Origin of the sequence: Eubacterium sp. 3_1_31, assembly GCF_964249515.1 — a bacterium.
In the GTDB taxonomy this organism is placed as follows: Bacteria; Bacillota_I; Bacilli_A; order Erysipelotrichales; family Erysipelotrichaceae; genus Longicatena; species Longicatena caecimuris.
In genome coordinates this window covers 65,889-86,305 of the sequence record NZ_CAXUBY010000010.1, presented here as the reverse complement: position 1 = coordinate 86,305, position 20,417 = coordinate 65,889, and the positions used below count along the sequence as shown (strand labels likewise).

Here is a 20,417-nt window from a genome sequence, read left to right as displayed (position 1 = left end):
TGGTAAGCGTAGCCTGAATCTGAGCCCCTTGGGGCGATTACGTAAAAACCACCAGCTAAGCTGGTGGATATTTATTTTGTATCGGTAAGACCTAAAAGATAATCTGTTGATATATGAAAGTAGTTCGCAATCGCAACAATCTCATAATCTGGCACAAACCGTTTTCCTTGTTCTATTCTAAGGATTGTTAAATCTGTAAATTCAAATCCTTCTGTTTGTAATCGTGTGGCCAGCGTCTTTTGAGAAATGCCTTGTGCTTTTCGCAATTCTTTTACCCTAGTTCCGATAATATTTTTTGACTGTCCATTCCAGTATATTTTCATGCCATTCCTCACTTTCGACTTATCGGCGTGTCTCTTGCAATCTCACCTATCATTGCCGTTGTATCATGTATGAAAAAAAGCTACTGGATGGCATTGGTATTTACAGAACTTTATTCCATCGCCAGACTGTTTGCGGGTATGTCAGGCAGACTGCTGTATTTATACCCTATCAACGCTATATTCAATCTTTCCGGCTATCATATAACGACTATGGGAAAAAGAATGGTGAGTATCCTTGTGTTGCTGCTTTTCGCTGCGTTACACTGTTATATCGAAGACAAATTTAGAGATGCTCCGGTTAGAGGAATGACGGAACAGATTGAGGAATGGGCTAACCAGCTTGGACTGGATTAGTAGCTTTGTGCCATAGATAGTATATCGCTGGCATTGATATTTTTGTGTGCCTGTCAGGGGGAAATAATGAATTTAGATAATCTAAGTGCAGATTGGCGGTTGTGAACGTGGTAAGCCAGATCAGAAGAAAAATTGGGGATTGAGTGAAGTAAAGGCTATGGGTAGCTACCATAAGATGATAGCTACCCATGTTTTGGTATTATCTTTGTTCTTGACAGCATGTGGGCTGAACATCCAGCCCATCCAGAAAATTGTTTCCCCATTGGCACATAGCTTCTAAAACAGGAATGATACTGCGTCCAAATGAGGTGAGGGAGTAAATAGTCTTGGGTGGTTTCTCAGGAATAACTTCACGATGGATCATGCCGCAATCTTCTAAATCGTGGAGCTGCTGAGAAAGCATCTTAGGTGTGGCTTTGGGAATTAAGCGTTGTAGTTCCATATAATGTAATGGCTGGTCAATCAGGTGCCATAGAATCAAAGGCTTATATTTACCACCAATCAGAGAAAGAGTGGCCTCTACAGGACAGTTAAATTGAATTTTTTCGTATTTCATGATGTTCTCCTTTCACGCAGGGATACTATCTTTTTGGAAAGTATCTTCCGAAAAAGTGCATTCTTGCGGGTAATTTGATTTGTGCTACAATAAGTTCATGGTTGGTTTGACATACCGAATACATGTTATACAGAAAGGATTAATATTATGGAATTTATCAATATTGCAAAGCGGCGTCAATCAGTACGCAGTTACAAAAATCAGAAGGTTGAACCGGAAAAGCTGGAGCAGATTCTGGAAGCTGCCCATGTAGCTCCAACCGCAGCAAATCTTCAGCCAGTTCATTTGATCGCTGTTCAGAGCGAAGAAGGTCTGGCTAAGATCAGCAAGGCAGCAGGTATCTATAATGCGCCACTGGCAATCATTGTGTGTGCGGATCACAACAAAGCGTGGGTGCGTCCATTCGATCAGAAACAGACGGGTGACATTGACGCTTCCATCCTGACGGACCACATGATGCTGCAGGCTACAGAACTTGGTCTTGGTACTGTGTGGGTATGCTATTTCAAGCCGGATGTTTTGCGTAAAGAATTTGATCTTCCGGATAATCTGGAACCAATCAACATTCTTGTGATCGGTTATTCCGATGATGAGCCGGCAGATACAAACCGTTTTGACACACAACGTATCCCGATGAGCCAGTTGGTTTCTTACGAAAATTTGTAAATGTATGCTTAAGTTGGCGCAGCCCCTGTCAGAAAAGCAGGAGCTGCGCTTTTAACGCTCTGAAATATGTGCATAGGTTTCTTCCAAAATCCATCGGATATGTTCATCCTGTAAGGAATAAATCACATTTTTACCGACTTTGTGGGAGCAGACCAGCCGGACGATCCGTAGCGCACGTAGTTGATGGGAAACTGCAGATTCAGTGGTCTGTATTTTTTTTGCCAGATCACTGACACAGTATTCCTTTTCCATCAGATACCACAGTATCCGCATACGGGTATAATCGCCCATTGCTTTGTAAAGTTCAGAGAGCTGCTGTAACTCATCGGAATTTGGAACCATAAAAGTTGTGTATTCTGTTGTATTCATGTAATTCCTCCAATCTCTGTATAAGTCATTTGACAGATAAAATTTAAGTAGTTATGATGGTTTCAGGAAGGAGATGATTTTGATGTCACACTATAATCTACCTCACAATCACGGACAGAATATTGAACGGGTATTAGACAAAATGCCTTCTGTGGAAGGCTTTACGAATATAGCATTTCTATTTCAGCAGCTTGATGATCCTACACGTCTGCGAATCTTGTGGCTGCTCTGTCACTGCGAAGAATGTGTCTGTAACATTGCGGCGGCGGTGGATATGAGCGCACCTGCGGTATCACATCATCTGCGAATATTAAAGAAAAGTGGTATCATATCCAGCAGGAGGGAGGGCAAGGAAGTTTATTATTCACTCTCTGATACACCACAGGCAAAGTTACTGCATCATTCTATAGACGCTTTATTTGAAATATCCTGTCCAACGAAACAAGAAAGAAAAGCACCGCTTTCGGATTAAGAAGGGCGGCGCTTTTCTGTTTTTTCAAGTTTTTTAGACCTGGGATGATACATCGAACTGCTTTACCCGCATGGCACGGATGGCGTTCAGGATGGCGATGACGGAAACGCCTACATCAGCAAATACTGCCGCCCACATGTTGGCATATCCGAAAGCCCCCAAAATGAGTACCAGGAATTTTATGCCCAGGGCAAATACAATATTCTGATTTGCGATGCGGATGGTTTTTCTGGCAATCCTCATGACTGTGGCAATTTTGGATGGTTCGTCTGTCATTAGTACCACATCAGCAGCTTCGATAGCCGCATCAGAACCCAGGCCGCCCATAGCAATACCTATATCAGCACGTGCCAGCACAGGGGCGTCGTTGATACCATCACCGACAAAGACCAGCGTACCTTTTTCACTTTTTTGCTTTAAGAGATCTTCCACACGGTCAACTTTGTCAGCCGGGAGAAGCTCTGTATATGCCTGATCCAGACCGAGGCGGTTTGCCACTTTTTTTCCGACGGCATCTGCATCTCCGGTCAGCATGACAGTTCTTCGGATGCCTGCGGATTTCAAAGAACGGATTGCAGCCGGAGCATCTGCTTTGATCTCATCCTCTATTACAATACATCCGGCATATTTTCCGTTGCAAGCGACATAAACGACTGTTCCGACGGAAGGGCAGGCGGTGTACTTGATGTGTTCTCTTATCATTAATTTTGCGTTTCCAGCCAGGACTGTCTTTCCGTCGATGAGAGCCTGCACACCGTGTCCGGCAATTTCCTGGACATCGGTAATGCGGGTGTTGTCAATCTTCTTGCCATAGGCATTTTTGATAGACAGGGAAATCGGATGGTTGGAGTAATCTTCCGCATATGCGGCCAACTCCAGAAGCTGATGATCTTTCATGTCGTTGGAATGGATTTCACTGACGGCAAAGGAACCTTTTGTCAGTGTGCCTGTTTTATCAAAGACTACCATTTCAGCATGAGCGAGAGCTTCCAGATAATTGCTGCCTTTGACCAGAACACCGATTTTGGACGCCCCGCCAATACCACCGAAGAAACTAAGCGGAATGGAAATGACAAGCGCACAAGGACAGGAGATAACCAGGAAGGTTAAAGCTCTGTAAATCCAAATGCTAAATGCCTGGCCTGTAATAATCGGCGGCAGAGTTGCAAGGGCCAGGGCAGCGAATACTACAGCAGGCGTGTAGTAGCGGGCAAATCGTGTGATGAAGTTTTCAATCCGTCCCTTTTTATCACTGGCGTTTTCAACCAGATCAAGGATTTTCGCTACGGTGGATTCCCCAAATTCTTTTGTGGTCCGGATAGTCAGTATTCCAGTTTGGTTGATACAGCCGCTGATCACTTCCATTCCCGGTTCCACCTCACGGGGCATGGATTCTCCGGTCAGGGCAGAGGTATCTAAAGCAGAAGAACCTTTGATGATTGTTCCGTCCAGCGGGATACGCTCGCCTGGTTTTACTATAATGGTGGAACCAATCTGAACTTCGTCCGGATCAACCTGAACCAGCTTTCCGTCCTGTTCAATGTTGGCATAATCTGGTCGGATGTCCATCAGGCTTGTGATAGATCTGCGGGATTTGGAAACCGCATAAGATTGGAACCATTCACCTACCTGGTAGAATAGCATAACCGCAACACCTTCAGAATGTTCACCTAAAATCAGTGCGCCGATGGTGGCAATCGTCATCAGAAAGTTTTCATCAAATACCTGCCCGTGCAGAATGTTCGTGACCGCTTTCCACACAATATCCCATCCGATCACTACATAGCAGGAAAGAAATACTCCCATTTCAATAGATTCAGGAAGATGTAAAAGACTTCCTGTAAAAAACAGCACTGCCGCAACAATAATACGTGTAAGCAGATGCTTTTGTTTTCGTGTCATAAATTCATTACTCCTTTCATCGTCTTAATGAAAAAACACCGGCTACCAGGAAAACGGCAGCCGGTGTCTGGCTTTTTCTTACACCTTAACAGTTACATCCGGCTCGATTTTCTTAATCAGTGCCTTCGCTTCGGTCAGGATGGCATCGAACTTATCATCGGGTGCCTCCAGAACCATCTTCTGATTCATAAAATTAACGGATACGTCAGTAACACCGTCAATCTTTTTTACAGCACTCTGAATCTTTGCGGCACAGTGTCCGCAGTCAAGGTCGATTAATTTGATTGTTTTCTTCATAGGATGTTATCCCCTTTCTATAGTTATTTGGTTGGTTTGACATGGCTGAACAATTAAAAGATTGTTTAATCGTTCATGCCGTCAGTATATTCACGAAAATCTTTAAAGTCAACGGGTTTGGGAGCAATCCTGCTCTTTGGATTGGAAAACCTGCCGATTGGATTTATTCAAAAAAAGGAATTACTTTTTGGATAAAAAATGCTCCTTTATGGAGCGTACAAAACCGGAAAAGCGTGTTTATAATGATTGCGTTCCCTACGGGGGACGGGTACCCAAATCATAAAAAGAAAGAAGGGATGAAATTGCAAAAGGAGCAATTTGACATTACGGGTATGACCTGCTCGGCCTGCTCAGCTAGGATTGAAAAGAGCGTTGGGAAGCTGCCCGGTATCAAAGAGGTGTCCGTCAATCTGTTAAAGAACAGTATGGTTGCTTCTTATGATGAGTCCGTTCTGGATGTGGAAGGGATTGTCCAGGCAGTAGAGAAAGCAGGTTATGGGGCATTTCCTAAAAAACCTGCCGCCATCCAGAACAAAAGCAGTGCCGCAGGCCGGACGAAAAATCCGGAAACCAGCACGGCACAGGCAGAATACAAGCAGATGAAACAGCGGCTGCTTATATCTGCCATTTTTACCGTACCGCTGTTTTATATATCAATGGGACACATGATGGGCTGGCCCCTTCCGGGTTTCCTTTTAGGAATGGAAAATGCCCTGAGCTTTGCTTTTACCCAGTTCCTGCTTCTGATTCCGGTAGTGTTTGTCAATTTTAAATATTACCGGATGGGGTATAAGACGCTGTTTCATGGTTCACCTAACATGGATTCTCTGATTGCGATAGGTTCCAGTGCAGCGATTATTTATGGGATTTATGCCATTTATAAGATTGGAATTGGATTCGGGCATGGAGATATGATAACTGTCCACAGCTTTATGATGGATTTATATTTTGAGTCCGCAGGCATGATCCTGACACTGATTACTTTGGGAAAAACGCTGGAGGCACGGGCAAAGGGGAAAACCTCAGATGCGATTACCAAACTGATGAACCTGGCCCCAAAGACTGCTACGATAGAGCGTGATGGACAGGAAGTTGTTATTCCAGTGGAAGAAGTGCAGGCCGGAGAAACGCTGATCGTGAAAGCGGGAGAGTCAGTGCCTGTGGATGGCATCGTGATAGAAGGTTCTTCTTCTGTGGACGAATCTGCCCTGACAGGAGAGAGCATTCCGGTAGAAAAACATATGGGAGATAAAGTCATCGGAGCAACTTTAAATAAATCCGGGTATTTTAAAATGCAGGCTACAAAGGTAGGAGATGATACCACCCTTTCGCAGATTGTCCGTCTGGTAGATGAAGCAACAAGCTCGAAAGCTCCGATTGCAAAGCTGGCAGATAAGGTCAGCGGTGTATTTGTACCTGTGGTAATCAGCATTGCCCTGATTGCTGTTATCGTATGGTTGCTGTTGGGATATGGGTTTGAATTTGCTCTTTCTATCGGTATTTCGATTCTGGTTATTTCCTGCCCGTGTGCATTAGGACTCGCTACGCCCACCGCAATCATGGTAGGAACTGGAAAAGGGGCATCAAACGGAATCCTGATCAAATCGGCAGAGGCTCTGGAAACCGCTCATAGTGTTGATACGGTGGTTCTGGATAAAACTGGAACTATTACGCAGGGAACACCGAGCGTTACGAATTTTCTGTGCGGGGACGGGATAGGACAGAAAGAACTATTGCAGGTTGCCGCATCGCTGGAAAAACTGTCAGAACATCCATTGGCAGATGCGATTGTAGAAGAAGCGGAAAGGGAAGGCGTATCTTTCCTGCCCGTAGAGAATTTTAAACAGATTCCTGGACAGGGGATTACCGGGAAAATTGGGAATGAAGTTTGCTTTGCAGGAAATTATCGATTGCTTAACGCTAATGGTATTTCCGGTGGAGCTTTGCAGCGGCTTGGGGAATCTATGGCGGAGGATGGAAAAACACCTTTGTTCTTTGCACGTGGAGAAAAACTGATTGGCGTGATTGCTGTGGCAGATGTGGTGAAGCCTACTAGCAGGCAGGCAGTACAGGAATTGTCATCTATGGGGATTGAAGTGGTCATGCTGACGGGTGATCATGCGAAAACGGCAGAGGCAATCCGCCGTCAGGTCGGTGTAGATCGTGTGGTGGCGGAAGTCTTTCCACAGGATAAAGAGAAAGAAATCCGGCGTTTGCAGGGGGAAGGCAAGAAAGTGGCAATGGTGGGCGATGGTATCAACGATGCTCCCGCACTTGCCAGGGCAGATGTTGGAATTGCGATTGGAGCCGGAACGGATGTAGCCATAGAATCGGCGGATATTGTTCTGATGAAAAGTGATTTGCTGGATGTCTCTACGGCGATTCAGCTTAGTAAAGCAGTTATCCGCAATATCAAGCAAAATCTGTTTTGGGCGTTTATTTATAACATCATTGGCATTCCGGTAGCGGCGGGACTGTTTTACCTGCCCTTTGGTCTGAAACTGAATCCAATGATCGGAGCGTTTGCCATGAGTTTCAGTTCGGTATTTGTCGTATCAAATGCACTGCGGCTGCGGTTATTTCAGGCAAAGCATATATCCCATGAAGGTGCCGATATGGAGTTTGAACAGGAAAATAATAAAAAAGAAAGTAAAGGAGCAACTCAAATGGAAAAAATATTAAATATTGAAGGAATGGTCTGCATGAATTGTGTGAAGCACGTTGACAAGGCATTGCGGGAAGTGGAGGGCATCAAAGAGGTTACTGTAAGCCTTGCGGATAAAGAGGCACGGGTACAGCTTAATAAGGACGTGCCGGATGGTGTACTGAAAGCGGTTATCGAGGATGCTGGCTATCAGCTTGCAAGTATTCGTTAAGTGAGTTGTCTATGAAAGCAAAGAAAGGTGATATTACTCATAAGTTAAAGATTGCCAGGGGACAGATCGACGGTATCCTGCAAATGATTGATGAAAACCGGTATTGTGTGGATATTTCCAACCAGCTTCAGGCAACGCAGGCTTTATTAAGAAGTGCCAATCAGGAGATTTTGCAGGAACATATCCGGAACTGTGTTAGGGAGGCTCTGCAAACGGATGTTGAAAATCCAAAATTGGAAGAAGCATTAGAATTGCTGGAGAAGATGGCGCAATGATACTGAGGGGCAGGGGTAAAGCCTTTCTGTCCCTGGAATTTTTTCTGATTGGATTGTGATTTATTCCACCCGGAGCGTACAAAATAAATTGAATTTTATATACTTTAATTGGTTAGACGTGGCTAATGAATAAGGAGGTAAAAGTGATGAAACAGTCACTTGATACAAGAACAAAATTATTATCAAAGAATCCATTTTCACTGATGTTGGAGCTTAGTATTCCAGCGGTTCTCGGCATGGTGGTCGTTGGGCTTTATAACATGATGGATTCGATTTTTGTCGGGCAGATGGTAGGAGCAGCGCAGATGGGAGCCGTATCGGTATCTTATCCGTTTACTTTGATTAATGCAGGCTCTGCCGCTATGGTAGGCGTAGGTTCTGCCTCGGTGCTTTCCCGTGCTATTGGCAAGAAGGATGAAGGAACGATAAAAAAGATTATGGGAAATCTGGTTGCGATGGTTCTTTTGATGTCAGTGGTTTATACCATCATTGGAATGGTATTTACCCGCCAGCTTTTATCCCTTGCAGGAGCCGGTGACAATATTATGAACTATGCGGAGAAATATCTCCGGATTGTGTTTGCTGGTTCCCTGTTCGTGAACTTTTTCCAGAGTGCGAATATGGTCATTCGTGGGGAAGGACAGTTGAAAAAGGCAATGACGATCATTGCCAGCGGAGCTATTTTAAATATTATTCTTGATCCGATTTTTATTACGGTTTTAAAACCTTATGGATTGGGAATAGAGGCGGCTGCATACGCAACGATTTTTTCGCAGTTTGTTCAGGCAGCTATTACACTATGGTACTTTAAGAAAAAAAGTCCGAATGTAAAGATTGGGCGTATCCGTATTGATGGAACGTTGCTTCCCCAGGTACTTGCAGTTGGTGTATCAGCTTTATTAATGCAGGTACTGACGTTGGTACAGCAGACGGTGATTTATCGTGTGGCATCAAATTATGGTGGGGAGACTTCGCAGATTCTTCTTGCTGCGGCACTTCGGTTCTGGAATTTCTCGTTTGTTCCGTTATGGGGAATTAGTCAGGGATTCCAGCCTGCGGCTGGAACGAATTACGGGGCAAAACAGTACGATAGGGTAAAAACGCTGACTCGTGTATTTATTATTTCAGCTACGGTGTTATCCCTTGTGTTTTATATTCCGGCGGAGTTGTTTCCAGAGAAAATTTTATCCATGTTTATTACAACGCCGGGAGTGGCGGCATCGGGAGCTGCGAACTTCCGCATTATGTTCAGTACTTATATCTTGCAAGGAAGTTTTATCATTGCTGTGACACTTTTCCAGTCTTTGGGAAAAGCAAACAAGGCAACATGGCTGGTATTGTTCCGCCAGATTATTTTATTTATCCCGCTGTGTATCGTCCTTCCAATGGTCGGCGGCATGGGAATCCGTGGCGTATGGCTGGCGATTGCTCTGACGGATGCGGTTCTTGTAGTAATTACGGTTTCCATGATGCTTTCTGAGTTTCGTAAAATGCCGGAAACAGTTAAGGCAAAATGAGGAGGAATAAAGATGTATCTTTGTAATGGAAAAGCAGGAAATGAATATAAAGTCAGAGATATTGACCTGCCTACAAATATGGAAAAGCGTCTGGAGGCTCTTGGGATGACTCGTGGAACTTCTGTTATGGTTTTAAACAGTAAAAGCCACGGCGTCCTGATTGTAAAAGTACGTGGAACACGTTTTGCGCTTGGACGCAATATTACGAAGAATATTTTGGTTGCTGCATAGGAGGGATAAATTTCGATGAAAGAAAATTTAACAATAGGCTTCATCGGGAATCCAAACTGTGGAAAGACAACACTTTTCAACGCATACACCGGAGCCAACCTGAAGGTGGCAAACTGGCCCGGTGTTACCGTTGAGAAGGTAGAGGGAGCCATTAAAGATCATGACTTAAATATCCGTTTGGTCGATCTCCCTGGTACATATAGCCTGACATCCTATACGATGGAGGAACAAGTGTCCAGACAGTTTATATTGAGCGATGAAGTGGACATGATGATAGATGTTGTAGATGCTTCAGCGCTGGAGCGTAATCTGTATCTGACGCTGCAGTTGCTGGAGCTTGGAAAGCCGGTGGTCATGGCATTGAATATGATGGACATTGTGGAAAAACGTGGCATGGAGATTGACACACACAGGCTGCCGGAGATGTTAGGGATTCCGGTGATTCCGGTTTCCGCAAGGAAACGGACAGGGTTGGATGTGCTGCTCCATGCAGCGGCACACCATAAAGACTGCGTTGATCCGGAGTGCTTGATCCATCACCATAACTACCATTCAAAGCATCGGCATGACCACCATGCAGAATATGCAATGGTTTACAGTGATAAAATTGAAGATAAGATTGACCTTATCATGGATGAATTAAAGAGAAAATATCCGAATCTGAAAAATTACCGATGGCATGCAATCAAGCTGTTGGAGCAGGATAAGGAGATTACAGATCATTATCCCGTTGATTTGCCAGAAGTGATTGACCGGAGTTATGAATCGGATATTATCAATGAAAAGTATGATTTCATTCAGGAGATCATAAAAGAAGTGGTGGTGAACAAAGACCGTCAGGATGCACTGACGGAAAAAGCAGACAAAGCATTGACACACCGTATTTGGGGAATCCCGATTTTTCTCGGCATTATGGCAGTGGTATTTTTTTTGACATTTACCATTGGTGACTGGCTGAAAGGGTATCTGGAAATCGGAATTGAAAATCTGTCTGCGTTGATAGACGGAGGTTTGGTTGCGGCGGGGGTAAATGATATGCTGCGCTCCCTGTTGGTAGACGGTATTATTGCCGGGGTAGGTGGTATTTTGACATTCCTTCCAAACATTTTTATCTTGTTTTTGGCGTTGGCATTTTTGGAGGACAGCGGCTATATGGCACGAGTGGCCTATGTTATGGAAGGAATTATGAGCAAGCTCGGACTGTCCGGGCGGGCATTCATCCCGATGATCTTAGGATTTGGCTGTACCGTTCCGGCAATTATGGCATCGAGATCGCTGGAAAACCGGCGTGACCGTTTTAAAGTCATGTTGATTACCCCGTTTATGAGCTGCAGTGCCCGCCTGCCGATTTACATATTGTTTGCGGAAATGTTCTTTAAAGAACATGCCATGTTGGTTGCCTATTCCATGTATCTAATCGGGTTGGTGGTTGCGATTCTGGTTGCGGCTGTGATTCATCTGATTGATCGAAAGAAATCGGAGAATTACCTTTTGATTGAACTGCCGGAGTATAAGATTCCCAGTTCCAGAACAGTGGCGATTTATGTGTGGGAGAAGGTAAAGGATTACCTGACCAAAGCAGGAACTACGATTTTTATAGCGTCTATCCTGATGTGGATAATCTTGAACTTCGGACCGCAGGGCTATATAACGGAGATGGCGGACAGTTTCGGTGCTATTTTGGGGCATTGGCTTGTACCGTTCTTTGAGCCGATTGGATTGGGATTCTGGCAGATAGCGGTTGCTCTGATAGCGGGTATTTCCGCAAAAGAGGTTGTAGTGTCCAGTTGTGCGGTCTTGTTCGGGATTCCGAATATCAATTCTGCTGCGGGAATGAATACGTTGGTAGGTATCTTAGGAAATGCAGGATTCGGACAGCTCAATGCGTTTTGTCTGATGATTTTCTGCCTGCTTTATATCCCGTGTATGGCGGCATTGGCAACTATCCGCAGGGAATCAAGAAGTATCCGCTGGATGCTGTTCTCTGCTGTATTTCAGTTGGCAGTGGCGTGGTTGGTAACATTTTTAGTTTATCAGGTTGGAAGTTTATTGTGAGGTAAATAGAGATGAAAGATAAAAAATGGATTTGGGTTATAGGATTTCTTACTATAACAGGAATGATTGGCAAAAGATTTTTGAAAAAAATGAAAGGAAAAGTTGACGAATGATGAAGCGGTCAGCAGAAGGATTAAGATGAGTATTGTGGATTTAGTAAGAAACACAGCTTTTTCGGCGGCAATTCATACGGCATTGGAATATCTGGAAAAGAATCCGGAAGAAAATATTCCGAAAGCAATGAAACTTATGGATCAGGCACTGCCGGATGGATGGTATGAGGGACAGCGGGCGGCGTTCCGAAAGGCAATCGAAGAAAAAGGAAATTGGTATCAGTTGATTATGAAAGTCTATCAGTTGGATGTAGGTGTACGAAAGACTTTTTTCCAGAACTTCATTGTCAATTCTGCATTAAAAGGTTCTGCCATTCAAAATGAGGTACGGAAAAAGGAAAATTGTAATGTTCCGTGGGCGATTCTGTTAGATCCGACTTCGGCGTGCAATCTGCGTTGTACCGGGTGTTGGGCGGCAGAATACGGGCATAAGCTGAATCTTAGTCTGGAAACTATTGATGATATTATCAGGCAGGGGAAAAAGATGGGAACCTATATGTATATTTACACAGGCGGGGAACCGATGGTTCGCAAAAAAGACCTGATTACGCTTTGCGAGCGACACCCTGACTGTGAGTTCCTTTCTTTTACAAATGGTACTTTGATTGACGAGGATTTTTGCCGGGAAATGCTGCGTGTAAAGAATTTTGTTCCTGCAATCAGTTTGGAAGGATTTAAGCAGGCGAATGATGGACGCAGAGGACAAGGGGTTTTTGAAAAGGTTATGCACGCTATGGATTTACTTCGGAAACATAAGCTGCCTTTTGGAATTTCTACCTGTTATACCAGTGCCAATTATGCAGACATCAGCAGTGAACAGTTTTTCGATATGATGATTGAAATGGGAGCAATGTTTGTGTGGTTTTTCCACTATATGCCCGTTGGCAATGAAGCGGTACCACAGCTTCTGCCTACACCGGAGCAGAGAAAGATGGTCTATGAGCGGGTTAGGGAGTTTCGGAATACAAAGCCGATCTTTAGTATGGATTTTCAGAATGATGCGGAATATGTAGGCGGCTGCATTGCCGGAGGCAGGAATTATTTACATATCAATGCTGCCGGGGATGTGGAGCCGTGTGTGTTTATCCATTATTCTAATGTGAATATCCATGAATGCAGCTTGCTGGAGGCATTAAAAAGTCCGATTTTTATGGCATACCATGACGGGCAGCCATTTAACAAGAATATGCTGCGTCCTTGCCCGATGCTGGAAAATCCGCAGATTCTGCGGGAAATGGTAAAGCGTACTGGAGCAAAATCTACAGATTTGCAGTCACCGGAAACGGTAGATCATCTGTGCGATAAGTGTGAATTATATGCGGAGCATTGGAAACCTGCCGCAGACGAATTGTGGGCGGTCAGCGGGAAAGGAGATTAAGATGGTCATTACGGGAATTATTGTTATAGGAGTTATCGCTTATGCAATATGGGCTATCCGAAAAATCCGCCGGAGCCGTAAAAACGGTTCTTGCTGCAGCGGGAGTTGTTCTGGATGCGTTGGAAAAAAATATTGCAGTAAATAAATTTGTCAGGAGCCGATGCTTTTAAGTGTCGGCTCTGTTCCATATTTGCACATCTGTTAGATTTGGAATATAATTCTAAATGGAGCGAAAAGTCTACTGATTGGAGCGGTATGGAATGAAGAAAAAGTTTATAATAAAAGATGCCAGAAGGTTACTGGCAGAACAGATTAATAGCAGTCAGATAGTAGAAGGGAAAAACATGAACATAGAAACAATGTCAAAGATGAAGGGATTATCAGAGGTTATTCCGAAAGACAACGATGGTTATTGTACCGTTTACAAAATGGACTGTGCCGATGGGTTAGGACTTATGACGGTTTATCAGGCATTTCCGGGTATACAGCTTATCTATAATGATTTTGAAGCAACGGAATATGAGTGGGAAGGTATTTTTGACAAGAATATTTTGGAAATCAACCATTGTAGGGAAGGACGTGAGGGGAGCCGCCTGTTAAGTGGTTCCTGCCTGTATTTGGGAGAGGGAGATTTGTCTATCCATACAATGGACAACTGTGCTTCGGAAATGTCGTTTCCACTAAAACATTATCGTGGAATTTCTGTGGTGATTAACCTGGAAACAGTTTCCAAAAATCCTCCAGCAATTCTGGAGGAGGCAGGTATTGATATTATGGAATTTCGGGATAAGTTCTGTGCGTCTGGAAATTGCTTTATCATGCGGGCAAAAGATGAAATTGAGCATATTTTTTCGGAACTGTATTTTGTACCGGATTGCTTGCAAAAACCGTATATGAAGCTAAAAGTGCAGGAATTGTTGTTATTTCTTTATATGGTAGATGCGGCAAAGGAGAAGCAGAGAGAACAGTATACGTCACCTCATGTGGAAATTGTAAAAGAGATACATAAAAAGTTGATTTCTGATTTGCAGAAAAGACCAACGATTGAGGGACTTTCAAAAGAATTTCTAATCAATACCGCTACGTTAAAAAGTACATTTAAAGGAATTTATGGTCAGCCCATTGGAAGTTATATGAAAGAATATAGAATGAAGAAAGCGGCGATTTTACTTCGGCAGACACGGGCAACGATAGCGGAAGTTGCAAATCAGGTAGGATATGAGAATCAGAGTAAATTTGCGACAGCTTTTCGGGATGTAATGAAAATAACACCCGCAGAATATCGGAAACAGGACGAAGCACGCTTTGATGGAGGTGGTGTTATTAATACAGCGAGTGTACTGGAGTAATAAATATGTTTTTTTTAATGTGTAAAAGGAAGGCGAGCTTGTGTGGGAAAAGTGTTAATAGCTGCATTTGACGATAAAGAGGAAATAACATTTGATGAGTTGCTTTCGTTTCTAAAATCAAAAAGCCATATAAAAGTGCTGAATACTTTTCCTAATGATAGCTGCTTGAGATATGATAACTTGGTGATAGATACAAAATACCGGATGGTAGAGAGAGATGGGGAAAGTATTGAACTGACTAATTATGAGTTTGAAATCCTATATTTGCTGGCACAGTACCCCGGACAAGTATTTTCTAAAGAGCAAATATACAACCAGGTGTGGAAAGAACCCTATTATGGAGCAGAGGACAATGTGATGAGTTTGATTCGGAGAATACGAAAGAAAATAGAACCTGATCCGTCAAGACCTATCTATATTTTGACTGTGTGGGGAATAGGATATAAATTTAATAATGCGATAAAACGAAAATAAGCGGCATCTGTCAATTCTGAGAGACAGAGCCGCTTATTTTGTATCGGTAAGACCTAAAAGATAATCTGTTGATATATGAAAGTAGTTCGCAATCGCAACAATCTCATAATCTGGCACAAACCGTTTTCCTTGTTCTATTCTAAGGATTGTTAAATCTGTAAATTCAAATCCTTCTGTTTGTAATCGTGCGGCCAGCGTCTTTTGAGAAATGCCTTGTGCTTTTCGCAATTCTTTTACCCTAGTTCCGATAATATTTTTTGACTGTCCATTCCAGTATATTTTCATGCTATCCCTCACTTCTAAAGTTGAAGTATAATAATTGATTTTACCGAGTTGAGATGCTAATATACTTCTAAAGGTGAAGTTTCAGAAAAAATATACTGAATTATTATAGAACGGTCACAATAATGATAGGACGGCATGACGGAAATGCCGGAAATCGAAAGGAGCGTATTGATATGCAAAATGAAGTATGGAGTGAAATAGGAGCGTTTTTGAATGATCTCCGTTGTGGGAATGTGAACAGAAAAACGTATCTTCATTTTCCAGAGTTAGAGGAAGCGGAACAGCTTAGAAAAAAAGAAAAGGTAAACTTTGAGGTGGAACTGAAAAGATTGGGCGCAGCGCAGAGAAAACAGGTGGAAGTTTATTTAGAAGTTGTGCAGCATCAGGCGTTTATGGAAGAAGAACGGGCGTATTGTCAGGGATATGTGGATTGTATTCAGCTATTAGCCGGATTGGGAATGTTGAATAGTAATCCAAATATAGAACAGATAATTGCAAAAGTGAAAAAATAATCAGATAAAAAGGCTCTCTCCAAATAGTTAAGGATTGAGCCTTTTCCATTCTTTTTTATAAGTGAATATCAGGAGTTATCAGAACTTCAACAAACTTTGTCAAGAATTATTCCTTAACATCATTACTGGCGTCTGGAACAGGCTGCAATAGAGCGGTGGCAGTTGCCAGAAGAACTTGAAGCTGATGTTCGTTGCAGTGCGTCAGCAAACGGAGTAGCTGTTTATATGTAGAATTATTCCTATTTCCGTTTGGATAAACATAATCATCTGCGGAAAGATTCAGTAATCGCATGGCTTTACAAAACAGCGGCAGGCTTGGAGTACCCTTATGGCGTTCCAAATCTCCCAAATAAGTAGATGACACGCCGAGTTTTTCTGCAAGTTCTTCCTGTGTCCAGTGTCGATCCATCCGGGCATTTTTTACCATCGTTGCAAAGAGTGTCTTGGGAATATCCATGTTAATTCACCTCCATAAATATAGTGTATTACCCTGTATTTGAAAAGTGAAAAGGGTATGAGCTTGGTATTTCAGAGGGGTTTAACCCTAGAAAGAGTATTCAATCCTTTTTCGGATAAAAAAAACAAGATTCCGGAAAGGGCTATTTGAATACTCTTTTTCTGTTTCCGGGATTTTGCCGGAGAACAGAGTGGTTTATAGAGAGAGATTCAGGCGGCGATTATGCCGTTTATCAGGTACACAACCAAAAAAATCTTAATCAATGTTGCTCTGTTATACACCCTTGTACCTATGGTAAAAACCTATGTTGAAACGGGGGTAATAAGTGAATTAGTTATAAAGTGCGTCCGATGGGCAATAGCTCGTCAGGGCGCATTTTATATATACGGAAATTTTTTTGAAAAATTTTTTGATTTTTCGATTTTTCCGGGAAAAATGACTGTCCACGCAACAAAGGGGGCAGTCGAATGTTTTCGAGAACGGCTTTCAGGCGGAAGGGAGGTGATCTCCCTTGAAGCTGACAAAGCAGGAACAGGATATTGTGCGAAGGAAATTCAGTAAATATTGTATTGAGGTTTTGAATGGCGAAGCACTGAACTATCTGGAAGAACTGGACAGACTCTGGGAACAGGAAATCAATTTTTCTGATCTCGGAGAAAGTATTTTAAATCAGTTTTGTTCTTATGATGAAATTCCAGAAAGTGATTATTTTCAGATTATGGGTATGGAAGTGCCTGTCAGAGACGAAGCTATCAGCAATGCGCTGTACCGTTTGCCAGAAAAGAAACGCAAGATAATTCTTATGGCATATTTTCTGGATATGACGGAGAAAGAAATAGCCGAGTGCATGAATCTTGTGCAGAGTACCGTACATTATCATAAAGCGGATTCTCTGCGTTTATTAAAGAAAATATTGGAGTGATACATATGCGAAACAGAAAAAAGAAAGAGCCGGTTGCGTTTGAGGTTATTGAAGCGGCCGTTGCAGGGGATGTTGTGGCTATTAACCAGATTGTTGACTATTTTCAACCATACATTAACAGCAGATGCAGGAGGAAGTTTATAGATGAATCCGGGCAGATAAAGTATGGGATTGATGAATATATGAAACGGCGGATGGAAACGAAGCTAATAACAAAGATTTTGAGTTTTGAGATTCAGCTTTAATACTTGTGCATGGGAATTATCCCCTTTTCGCCCATGCAAAAGATTATGAAGCACTGTACCTTGACAAGTGCATATTTTATCCTGCAGGACACGAAAACAGTGGAGCTGTGTGACGGATACGCCATGACTATCTGTGTCTGATACTTTGCGACATCGTGTCGCAAAGTTACTGGACATTGAAAACGATGAAATACCGATACCGGTGTTGAAGTAAAGGTACGAGCGAGAAATATTCGATTACAGGCAAAGTTACGGGAATTTTGTGCGAGGATACTGTTTTTAATAATGATACTTCCGAAGATAAGCTGCTTCGGTCCGAGAGGATGGTGAGATTCCAATGAGGTTGTTACCTGGCAACCGCCTGCAGGACATTTATTATTTAGCAGAAAGGGGTAATCCGATTTACATGGATGATAAGAAATTGTTGCGGTATAGTATGCAGCTATCTATGTTAAAGCAGTTGCTTTCTAAAAAATTGATTAGTGAAAACGAATATCAAATCATACAAAAAAAATTAATGAAAGATTATGGCATTATATCTAACATTACCGCTTGACGAGACAAGTGTGCTGCATTATAATATAATCAACACTACGATAGGAACACAAAAAGAGGAGGACGAAAATGGAAGTTGAATTGATTAAGGCAAATGATCCATTTGACGGTTCTGCCAGACGAAAGATTGAGCGGTTAAGAGTTGCGGCATACTGCCGGGTAAGTACGGATGATGAAGATCAGATAAAAAGTTATAATTCAATGGTTACGCATTATACGGAGTTAATTCAGAATAATAAAGACTGGATTTTTTCGGGTATATACGCTGATAAAGCAATTACAGGAACAAAGGTAGATAAGCGGGATGAATTTCAAAGGCTGATTCAGGATTGTATGGATGGTAAGATTGATATGGTCATTGCTAAAAGCCTTCCGAGATTTGCCAGAAACACATTGGATACGCTGAAATATGTCCGTATGTTAAAAGAGAGAAATATTGCTGTTTATTTTGAAGTTGAGAAAATCAACACATTAAAAGATGGTGAATTTCTAATGACTATTTTAAGTTCCGTTGCACAGCAGGAGGTTGAAAATACATCTGCTTATGTAAAAAAAGGCTTAAAGATGAAAATGAAGCGAGGGGAGTTGGTAGGCTTTCAGGGATGTTTGGGATACGATTATGATATTGAAACAAAATCTATTTCAATCAATGAGGAAGGTGCTGAAGTTGTTCGCTATATATTTGATAGATATGTGGCAGGAGCCGGTAGCACTATGATAGCCAGAGAACTGAATGAACAGGGTAATTTAACAATCCGGGGAAATCCCTGGACTTCATCCAGTATCATGGGAATTATCAATAACGAAAAATATAAAGGTGATATTTTGTTAGGAAAAACCTTTACGGTTGATCCGATTTCTAAAAGACGTTTAGAGAATCTTGGCGAGGAAGATCGGTATTATATACATAATCATCACGAGCCGATTATTACAGAAGAACAATTTGAACGGGCGCAGGAAATAAGAAACCGAAGAAATGGGAACCGAAAGCATAATGTCATTCCGGGGAAACGTGAGAAGTTCAGCAGACAGTTTGCATTTAGTTGTATGGTGGAATGTGGATTTTGCGGTTCTAATCTTTCACGCAGACGCTGGCATAGTAGTTCTAAATATAAAAAGACAATATGGCAGTGTGTTAAGTCAACGAAGGAAGGAAAAAGATTTTGTCCTGATAGTAAGGGTATTCCGGAACAGGTAATAGAGGAAGCGTTTGTTGAGTCTTATAGGATGCTTTGCAACGATAATAAAGATGTCCTAGAAGAATTTTTAAAGCGAACTGAAAAGGCGCTTGGAGAAAGTTCGGTTGAAGATCAGATTCATAAGTTAGAAAAAAGCATTGAGAAGGTTTCTTCAAAGAGAAAAAAACTACTGGATAACTATTTAGGTGGAGTCGTTGAACAGGATATTTATGAGGAAACAGACGTTGGACTGAAAACAGAGTTGACTAATGCAAAAGCAAAGCTGCAATATTTACGTCAGCAGTCAGATGAAAAGAGTTCATTGCAAAGGAGGCTTTCGGATTTCAAAAAAGCACTCTCACATAATGAAGTGCTAGAAGAATTTGATAGAGGAATATTTGAGAGTATAGTTGAAAAAGTTATAGTCGGTGGCTATGATGAAGATGGAAATAAGGATCCCTATAAAGTTACTTTCATATATAAAACAGGATTTAAAAACGAAATTGGAAACGCAAAGGAGAGGTTTGGAAAGTCAACGGGTATCGGAGACAAAGTGAAAAAAATGTGTTCCGATATAAGTGACGAGATAAAGGGTGTGTGTTCCGATGTTAGTGTCAACACATGTGGAAACAGTAACGTTATTAAGACGAAAAGAAAGACGTAAATAAATAAAAATAGATAGTAGGTATCTGCGTAATAGACTATGAGAATTTGCCTGATTCTTCTAAAGGCATATATTGATAATCAAAATTGTAAGTTTGTATTTTGAAAAACAAGGGCCTTTTTATGTAAATCGAATTGATTCATAAAAAGGTTAGTGCGCCATAGTAGGAGAGAATTTGCACCCACCATAAGTGAAAAAACGTTGATGATCCTACATAATTTTCATATCGAAGGCATATTAGTAGATAATTTTAAGCTATATGCGCATTTATCCAAAATAATTCTGCACCTATGCATGGTGCATTTTTTTGTCATTTTTCCCTGCACCATAAAACGTGCATTTTTTTATATGTGAAAAATATTGCTCTCTTCTTACAATAAGGGCAGAAAGGA

The 20,417-nt window shown here is 42.1% G+C and carries 24 protein-coding genes; 17 read left to right on the top strand and 7 right to left on the bottom strand.

The window, feature by feature from the left end:
• Nucleotides 1-71: 71 nt before the first annotated feature.
• A complete protein-coding gene (locus tag ACESSZ_RS06210) occupies nt 72-323 on the bottom strand; it encodes a helix-turn-helix domain-containing protein (RefSeq protein WP_118031632.1) in 252 nt (83 codons plus the stop codon).
• Nucleotides 324-410: 87 nt separating this feature from the next.
• Here ACESSZ_RS06210 and ACESSZ_RS06205 point away from each other — a divergent pair, with 87 nt between their 5' ends.
• The gene (locus ACESSZ_RS06205) at nt 411-677 is read left to right on the top strand and encodes a hypothetical protein (RefSeq protein WP_117718984.1); all 267 of its coding nucleotides are present in this window, start codon (nt 411-413) and stop codon (nt 675-677) included.
• Between the two features lie 199 nt (nt 678-876).
• Here ACESSZ_RS06205 and ACESSZ_RS06200 read toward each other — a convergent pair whose 3' ends face one another.
• Complete coding sequence (locus tag ACESSZ_RS06200; protein WP_117718985.1) at nt 877-1,233, bottom strand: winged helix-turn-helix transcriptional regulator; 357 nt, start codon at nt 1,231-1,233, stop codon at nt 877-879.
• A 147-nt stretch (nt 1,234-1,380) separates the two neighbouring features.
• Between ACESSZ_RS06200 and ACESSZ_RS06195 the strand changes: the two genes are divergently transcribed.
• On the top strand, nt 1,381-1,899 hold the full coding sequence (locus tag ACESSZ_RS06195) for a nitroreductase family protein (RefSeq protein WP_117718986.1): 519 nt from the start codon (nt 1,381-1,383) through the stop codon (nt 1,897-1,899).
• 51 nt (nt 1,900-1,950) lie between these two features.
• Here the strand turns inward: ACESSZ_RS06195 and ACESSZ_RS06190 are convergent, their stop codons facing one another.
• Nucleotides 1,951-2,268, bottom strand: coding sequence for an ArsR/SmtB family transcription factor (locus tag ACESSZ_RS06190; RefSeq protein ID WP_118031634.1), 318 nt, complete (start codon nt 2,266-2,268; stop codon nt 1,951-1,953).
• An 82-nt stretch (nt 2,269-2,350) separates the two neighbouring features.
• Here ACESSZ_RS06190 and ACESSZ_RS06185 point away from each other — a divergent pair, with 82 nt between their 5' ends.
• Nucleotides 2,351-2,740 (top strand): ArsR/SmtB family transcription factor, encoded by a 390-nt coding sequence (locus ACESSZ_RS06185; protein WP_117718988.1) that lies wholly within the window; start codon nt 2,351-2,353, stop codon nt 2,738-2,740.
• 33 nt (nt 2,741-2,773) lie between these two features.
• Here ACESSZ_RS06185 and ACESSZ_RS06180 read toward each other — a convergent pair whose 3' ends face one another.
• Together ACESSZ_RS06180 and ACESSZ_RS06175 are read right to left on the bottom strand one after the other, a co-directional pair.
• Nucleotides 2,774-4,642, bottom strand: coding sequence for a heavy metal translocating P-type ATPase (locus tag ACESSZ_RS06180; protein WP_499842712.1), 1,869 nt, complete (start codon nt 4,640-4,642; stop codon nt 2,774-2,776).
• Between the two features lie 78 nt (nt 4,643-4,720).
• Nucleotides 4,721-4,939, bottom strand: a complete 219-nt coding sequence (locus tag ACESSZ_RS06175; protein ID WP_117718990.1) for a heavy-metal-associated domain-containing protein — start codon at nt 4,937-4,939, stop codon at nt 4,721-4,723.
• 296 nt (nt 4,940-5,235) lie between these two features.
• On the opposite strand from ACESSZ_RS06175, the gene ACESSZ_RS06170 reads away from it, so the two are divergent.
• The 9 genes from ACESSZ_RS06170 to ACESSZ_RS06130 all read left to right on the top strand — a co-directional run bounded on the left by ACESSZ_RS06170 (nt 5,236) and on the right by ACESSZ_RS06130 (nt 15,207).
• The gene (locus tag ACESSZ_RS06170) at nt 5,236-7,815 is read left to right on the top strand and encodes a heavy metal translocating P-type ATPase (RefSeq protein WP_242997964.1); all 2,580 of its coding nucleotides are present in this window, start codon (nt 5,236-5,238) and stop codon (nt 7,813-7,815) included.
• 11 nt (nt 7,816-7,826) lie between these two features.
• A complete protein-coding gene (locus tag ACESSZ_RS06165) occupies nt 7,827-8,090 on the top strand; it encodes a metal-sensing transcriptional repressor (protein ID WP_117718991.1) in 264 nt (87 codons plus the stop codon).
• A gap of 146 nt (nt 8,091-8,236) precedes the next feature.
• Nucleotides 8,237-9,607, top strand: coding sequence for an MATE family efflux transporter (locus ACESSZ_RS06160; protein ID WP_117718992.1), 1,371 nt, complete (start codon nt 8,237-8,239; stop codon nt 9,605-9,607).
• A gap of 12 nt (nt 9,608-9,619) precedes the next feature.
• Nucleotides 9,620-9,838 (top strand): FeoA family protein, encoded by a 219-nt coding sequence (locus tag ACESSZ_RS06155; RefSeq protein ID WP_117718993.1) that lies wholly within the window; start codon nt 9,620-9,622, stop codon nt 9,836-9,838.
• Nucleotides 9,839-9,853: 15 nt separating this feature from the next.
• Nucleotides 9,854-11,893: a ferrous iron transport protein B gene (gene feoB, locus ACESSZ_RS06150; RefSeq protein ID WP_117718994.1), complete on the top strand. Its 2,040-nt coding sequence runs from the start codon at nt 9,854-9,856 to the stop codon at nt 11,891-11,893.
• 138 nt (nt 11,894-12,031) lie between these two features.
• Entirely contained in the window at nt 12,032-13,384 is a 1,353-nt protein-coding gene (locus ACESSZ_RS06145) for a radical SAM protein (protein WP_117718995.1), read from the top strand.
• Nucleotides 13,323-13,529 carry a FeoB-associated Cys-rich membrane protein gene (locus tag ACESSZ_RS06140; RefSeq protein ID WP_306793671.1) on the top strand — a complete coding sequence of 69 codons (207 nt, stop codon included), beginning with the start codon at nt 13,323-13,325 and terminating at the stop codon, nt 13,527-13,529. The genes ACESSZ_RS06145 and ACESSZ_RS06140 overlap by 62 nt, the downstream gene beginning before the upstream one ends.
• Nucleotides 13,530-13,644: 115 nt before the next feature.
• Nucleotides 13,645-14,733 carry a helix-turn-helix domain-containing protein gene (locus tag ACESSZ_RS06135; protein WP_117718997.1) on the top strand — a complete coding sequence of 363 codons (1,089 nt, stop codon included), beginning with the start codon at nt 13,645-13,647 and terminating at the stop codon, nt 14,731-14,733.
• A 42-nt stretch (nt 14,734-14,775) separates the two neighbouring features.
• Complete coding sequence (locus tag ACESSZ_RS06130; RefSeq protein ID WP_118031633.1) at nt 14,776-15,207, top strand: winged helix-turn-helix domain-containing protein; 432 nt, start codon at nt 14,776-14,778, stop codon at nt 15,205-15,207.
• A 33-nt stretch (nt 15,208-15,240) separates the two neighbouring features.
• Here the strand turns inward: ACESSZ_RS06130 and ACESSZ_RS06125 are convergent, their stop codons facing one another.
• Nucleotides 15,241-15,492: a helix-turn-helix domain-containing protein gene (locus ACESSZ_RS06125; RefSeq protein ID WP_117718983.1), complete on the bottom strand. Its 252-nt coding sequence runs from the start codon at nt 15,490-15,492 to the stop codon at nt 15,241-15,243.
• 173 nt (nt 15,493-15,665) lie between these two features.
• On the opposite strand from ACESSZ_RS06125, the gene ACESSZ_RS06120 reads away from it, so the two are divergent.
• Complete coding sequence (locus ACESSZ_RS06120; RefSeq protein WP_117718999.1) at nt 15,666-16,004, top strand: hypothetical protein; 339 nt, start codon at nt 15,666-15,668, stop codon at nt 16,002-16,004.
• 106 nt (nt 16,005-16,110) lie between these two features.
• Here ACESSZ_RS06120 and ACESSZ_RS06115 read toward each other — a convergent pair whose 3' ends face one another.
• Nucleotides 16,111-16,461 carry a helix-turn-helix domain-containing protein gene (locus tag ACESSZ_RS06115; protein ID WP_117719000.1) on the bottom strand — a complete coding sequence of 117 codons (351 nt, stop codon included), beginning with the start codon at nt 16,459-16,461 and terminating at the stop codon, nt 16,111-16,113.
• 511 nt (nt 16,462-16,972) lie between these two features.
• Here ACESSZ_RS06115 and ACESSZ_RS06110 point away from each other — a divergent pair.
• From ACESSZ_RS06110 to ACESSZ_RS06095, 4 genes are all read left to right on the top strand, one after another.
• Nucleotides 16,973-17,383 carry a sigma-70 family RNA polymerase sigma factor gene (locus ACESSZ_RS06110; protein ID WP_117719002.1) on the top strand — a complete coding sequence of 137 codons (411 nt, stop codon included), beginning with the start codon at nt 16,973-16,975 and terminating at the stop codon, nt 17,381-17,383.
• 5 nt (nt 17,384-17,388) lie between these two features.
• The gene (locus tag ACESSZ_RS06105) at nt 17,389-17,628 is read left to right on the top strand and encodes a helix-turn-helix domain-containing protein (RefSeq protein ID WP_117719003.1); all 240 of its coding nucleotides are present in this window, start codon (nt 17,389-17,391) and stop codon (nt 17,626-17,628) included.
• A 337-nt stretch (nt 17,629-17,965) separates the two neighbouring features.
• Nucleotides 17,966-18,184, top strand: a complete 219-nt coding sequence (locus ACESSZ_RS06100; RefSeq protein WP_330412521.1) for an SHOCT domain-containing protein — start codon at nt 17,966-17,968, stop codon at nt 18,182-18,184.
• Between the two features lie 68 nt (nt 18,185-18,252).
• The gene (locus ACESSZ_RS06095; RefSeq protein WP_499842711.1) at nt 18,253-20,025 is read left to right on the top strand and encodes a recombinase family protein; all 1,773 of its coding nucleotides are present in this window, start codon (nt 18,253-18,255) and stop codon (nt 20,023-20,025) included.
• Nucleotides 20,026-20,417: the final 392 nt, after the last annotated feature.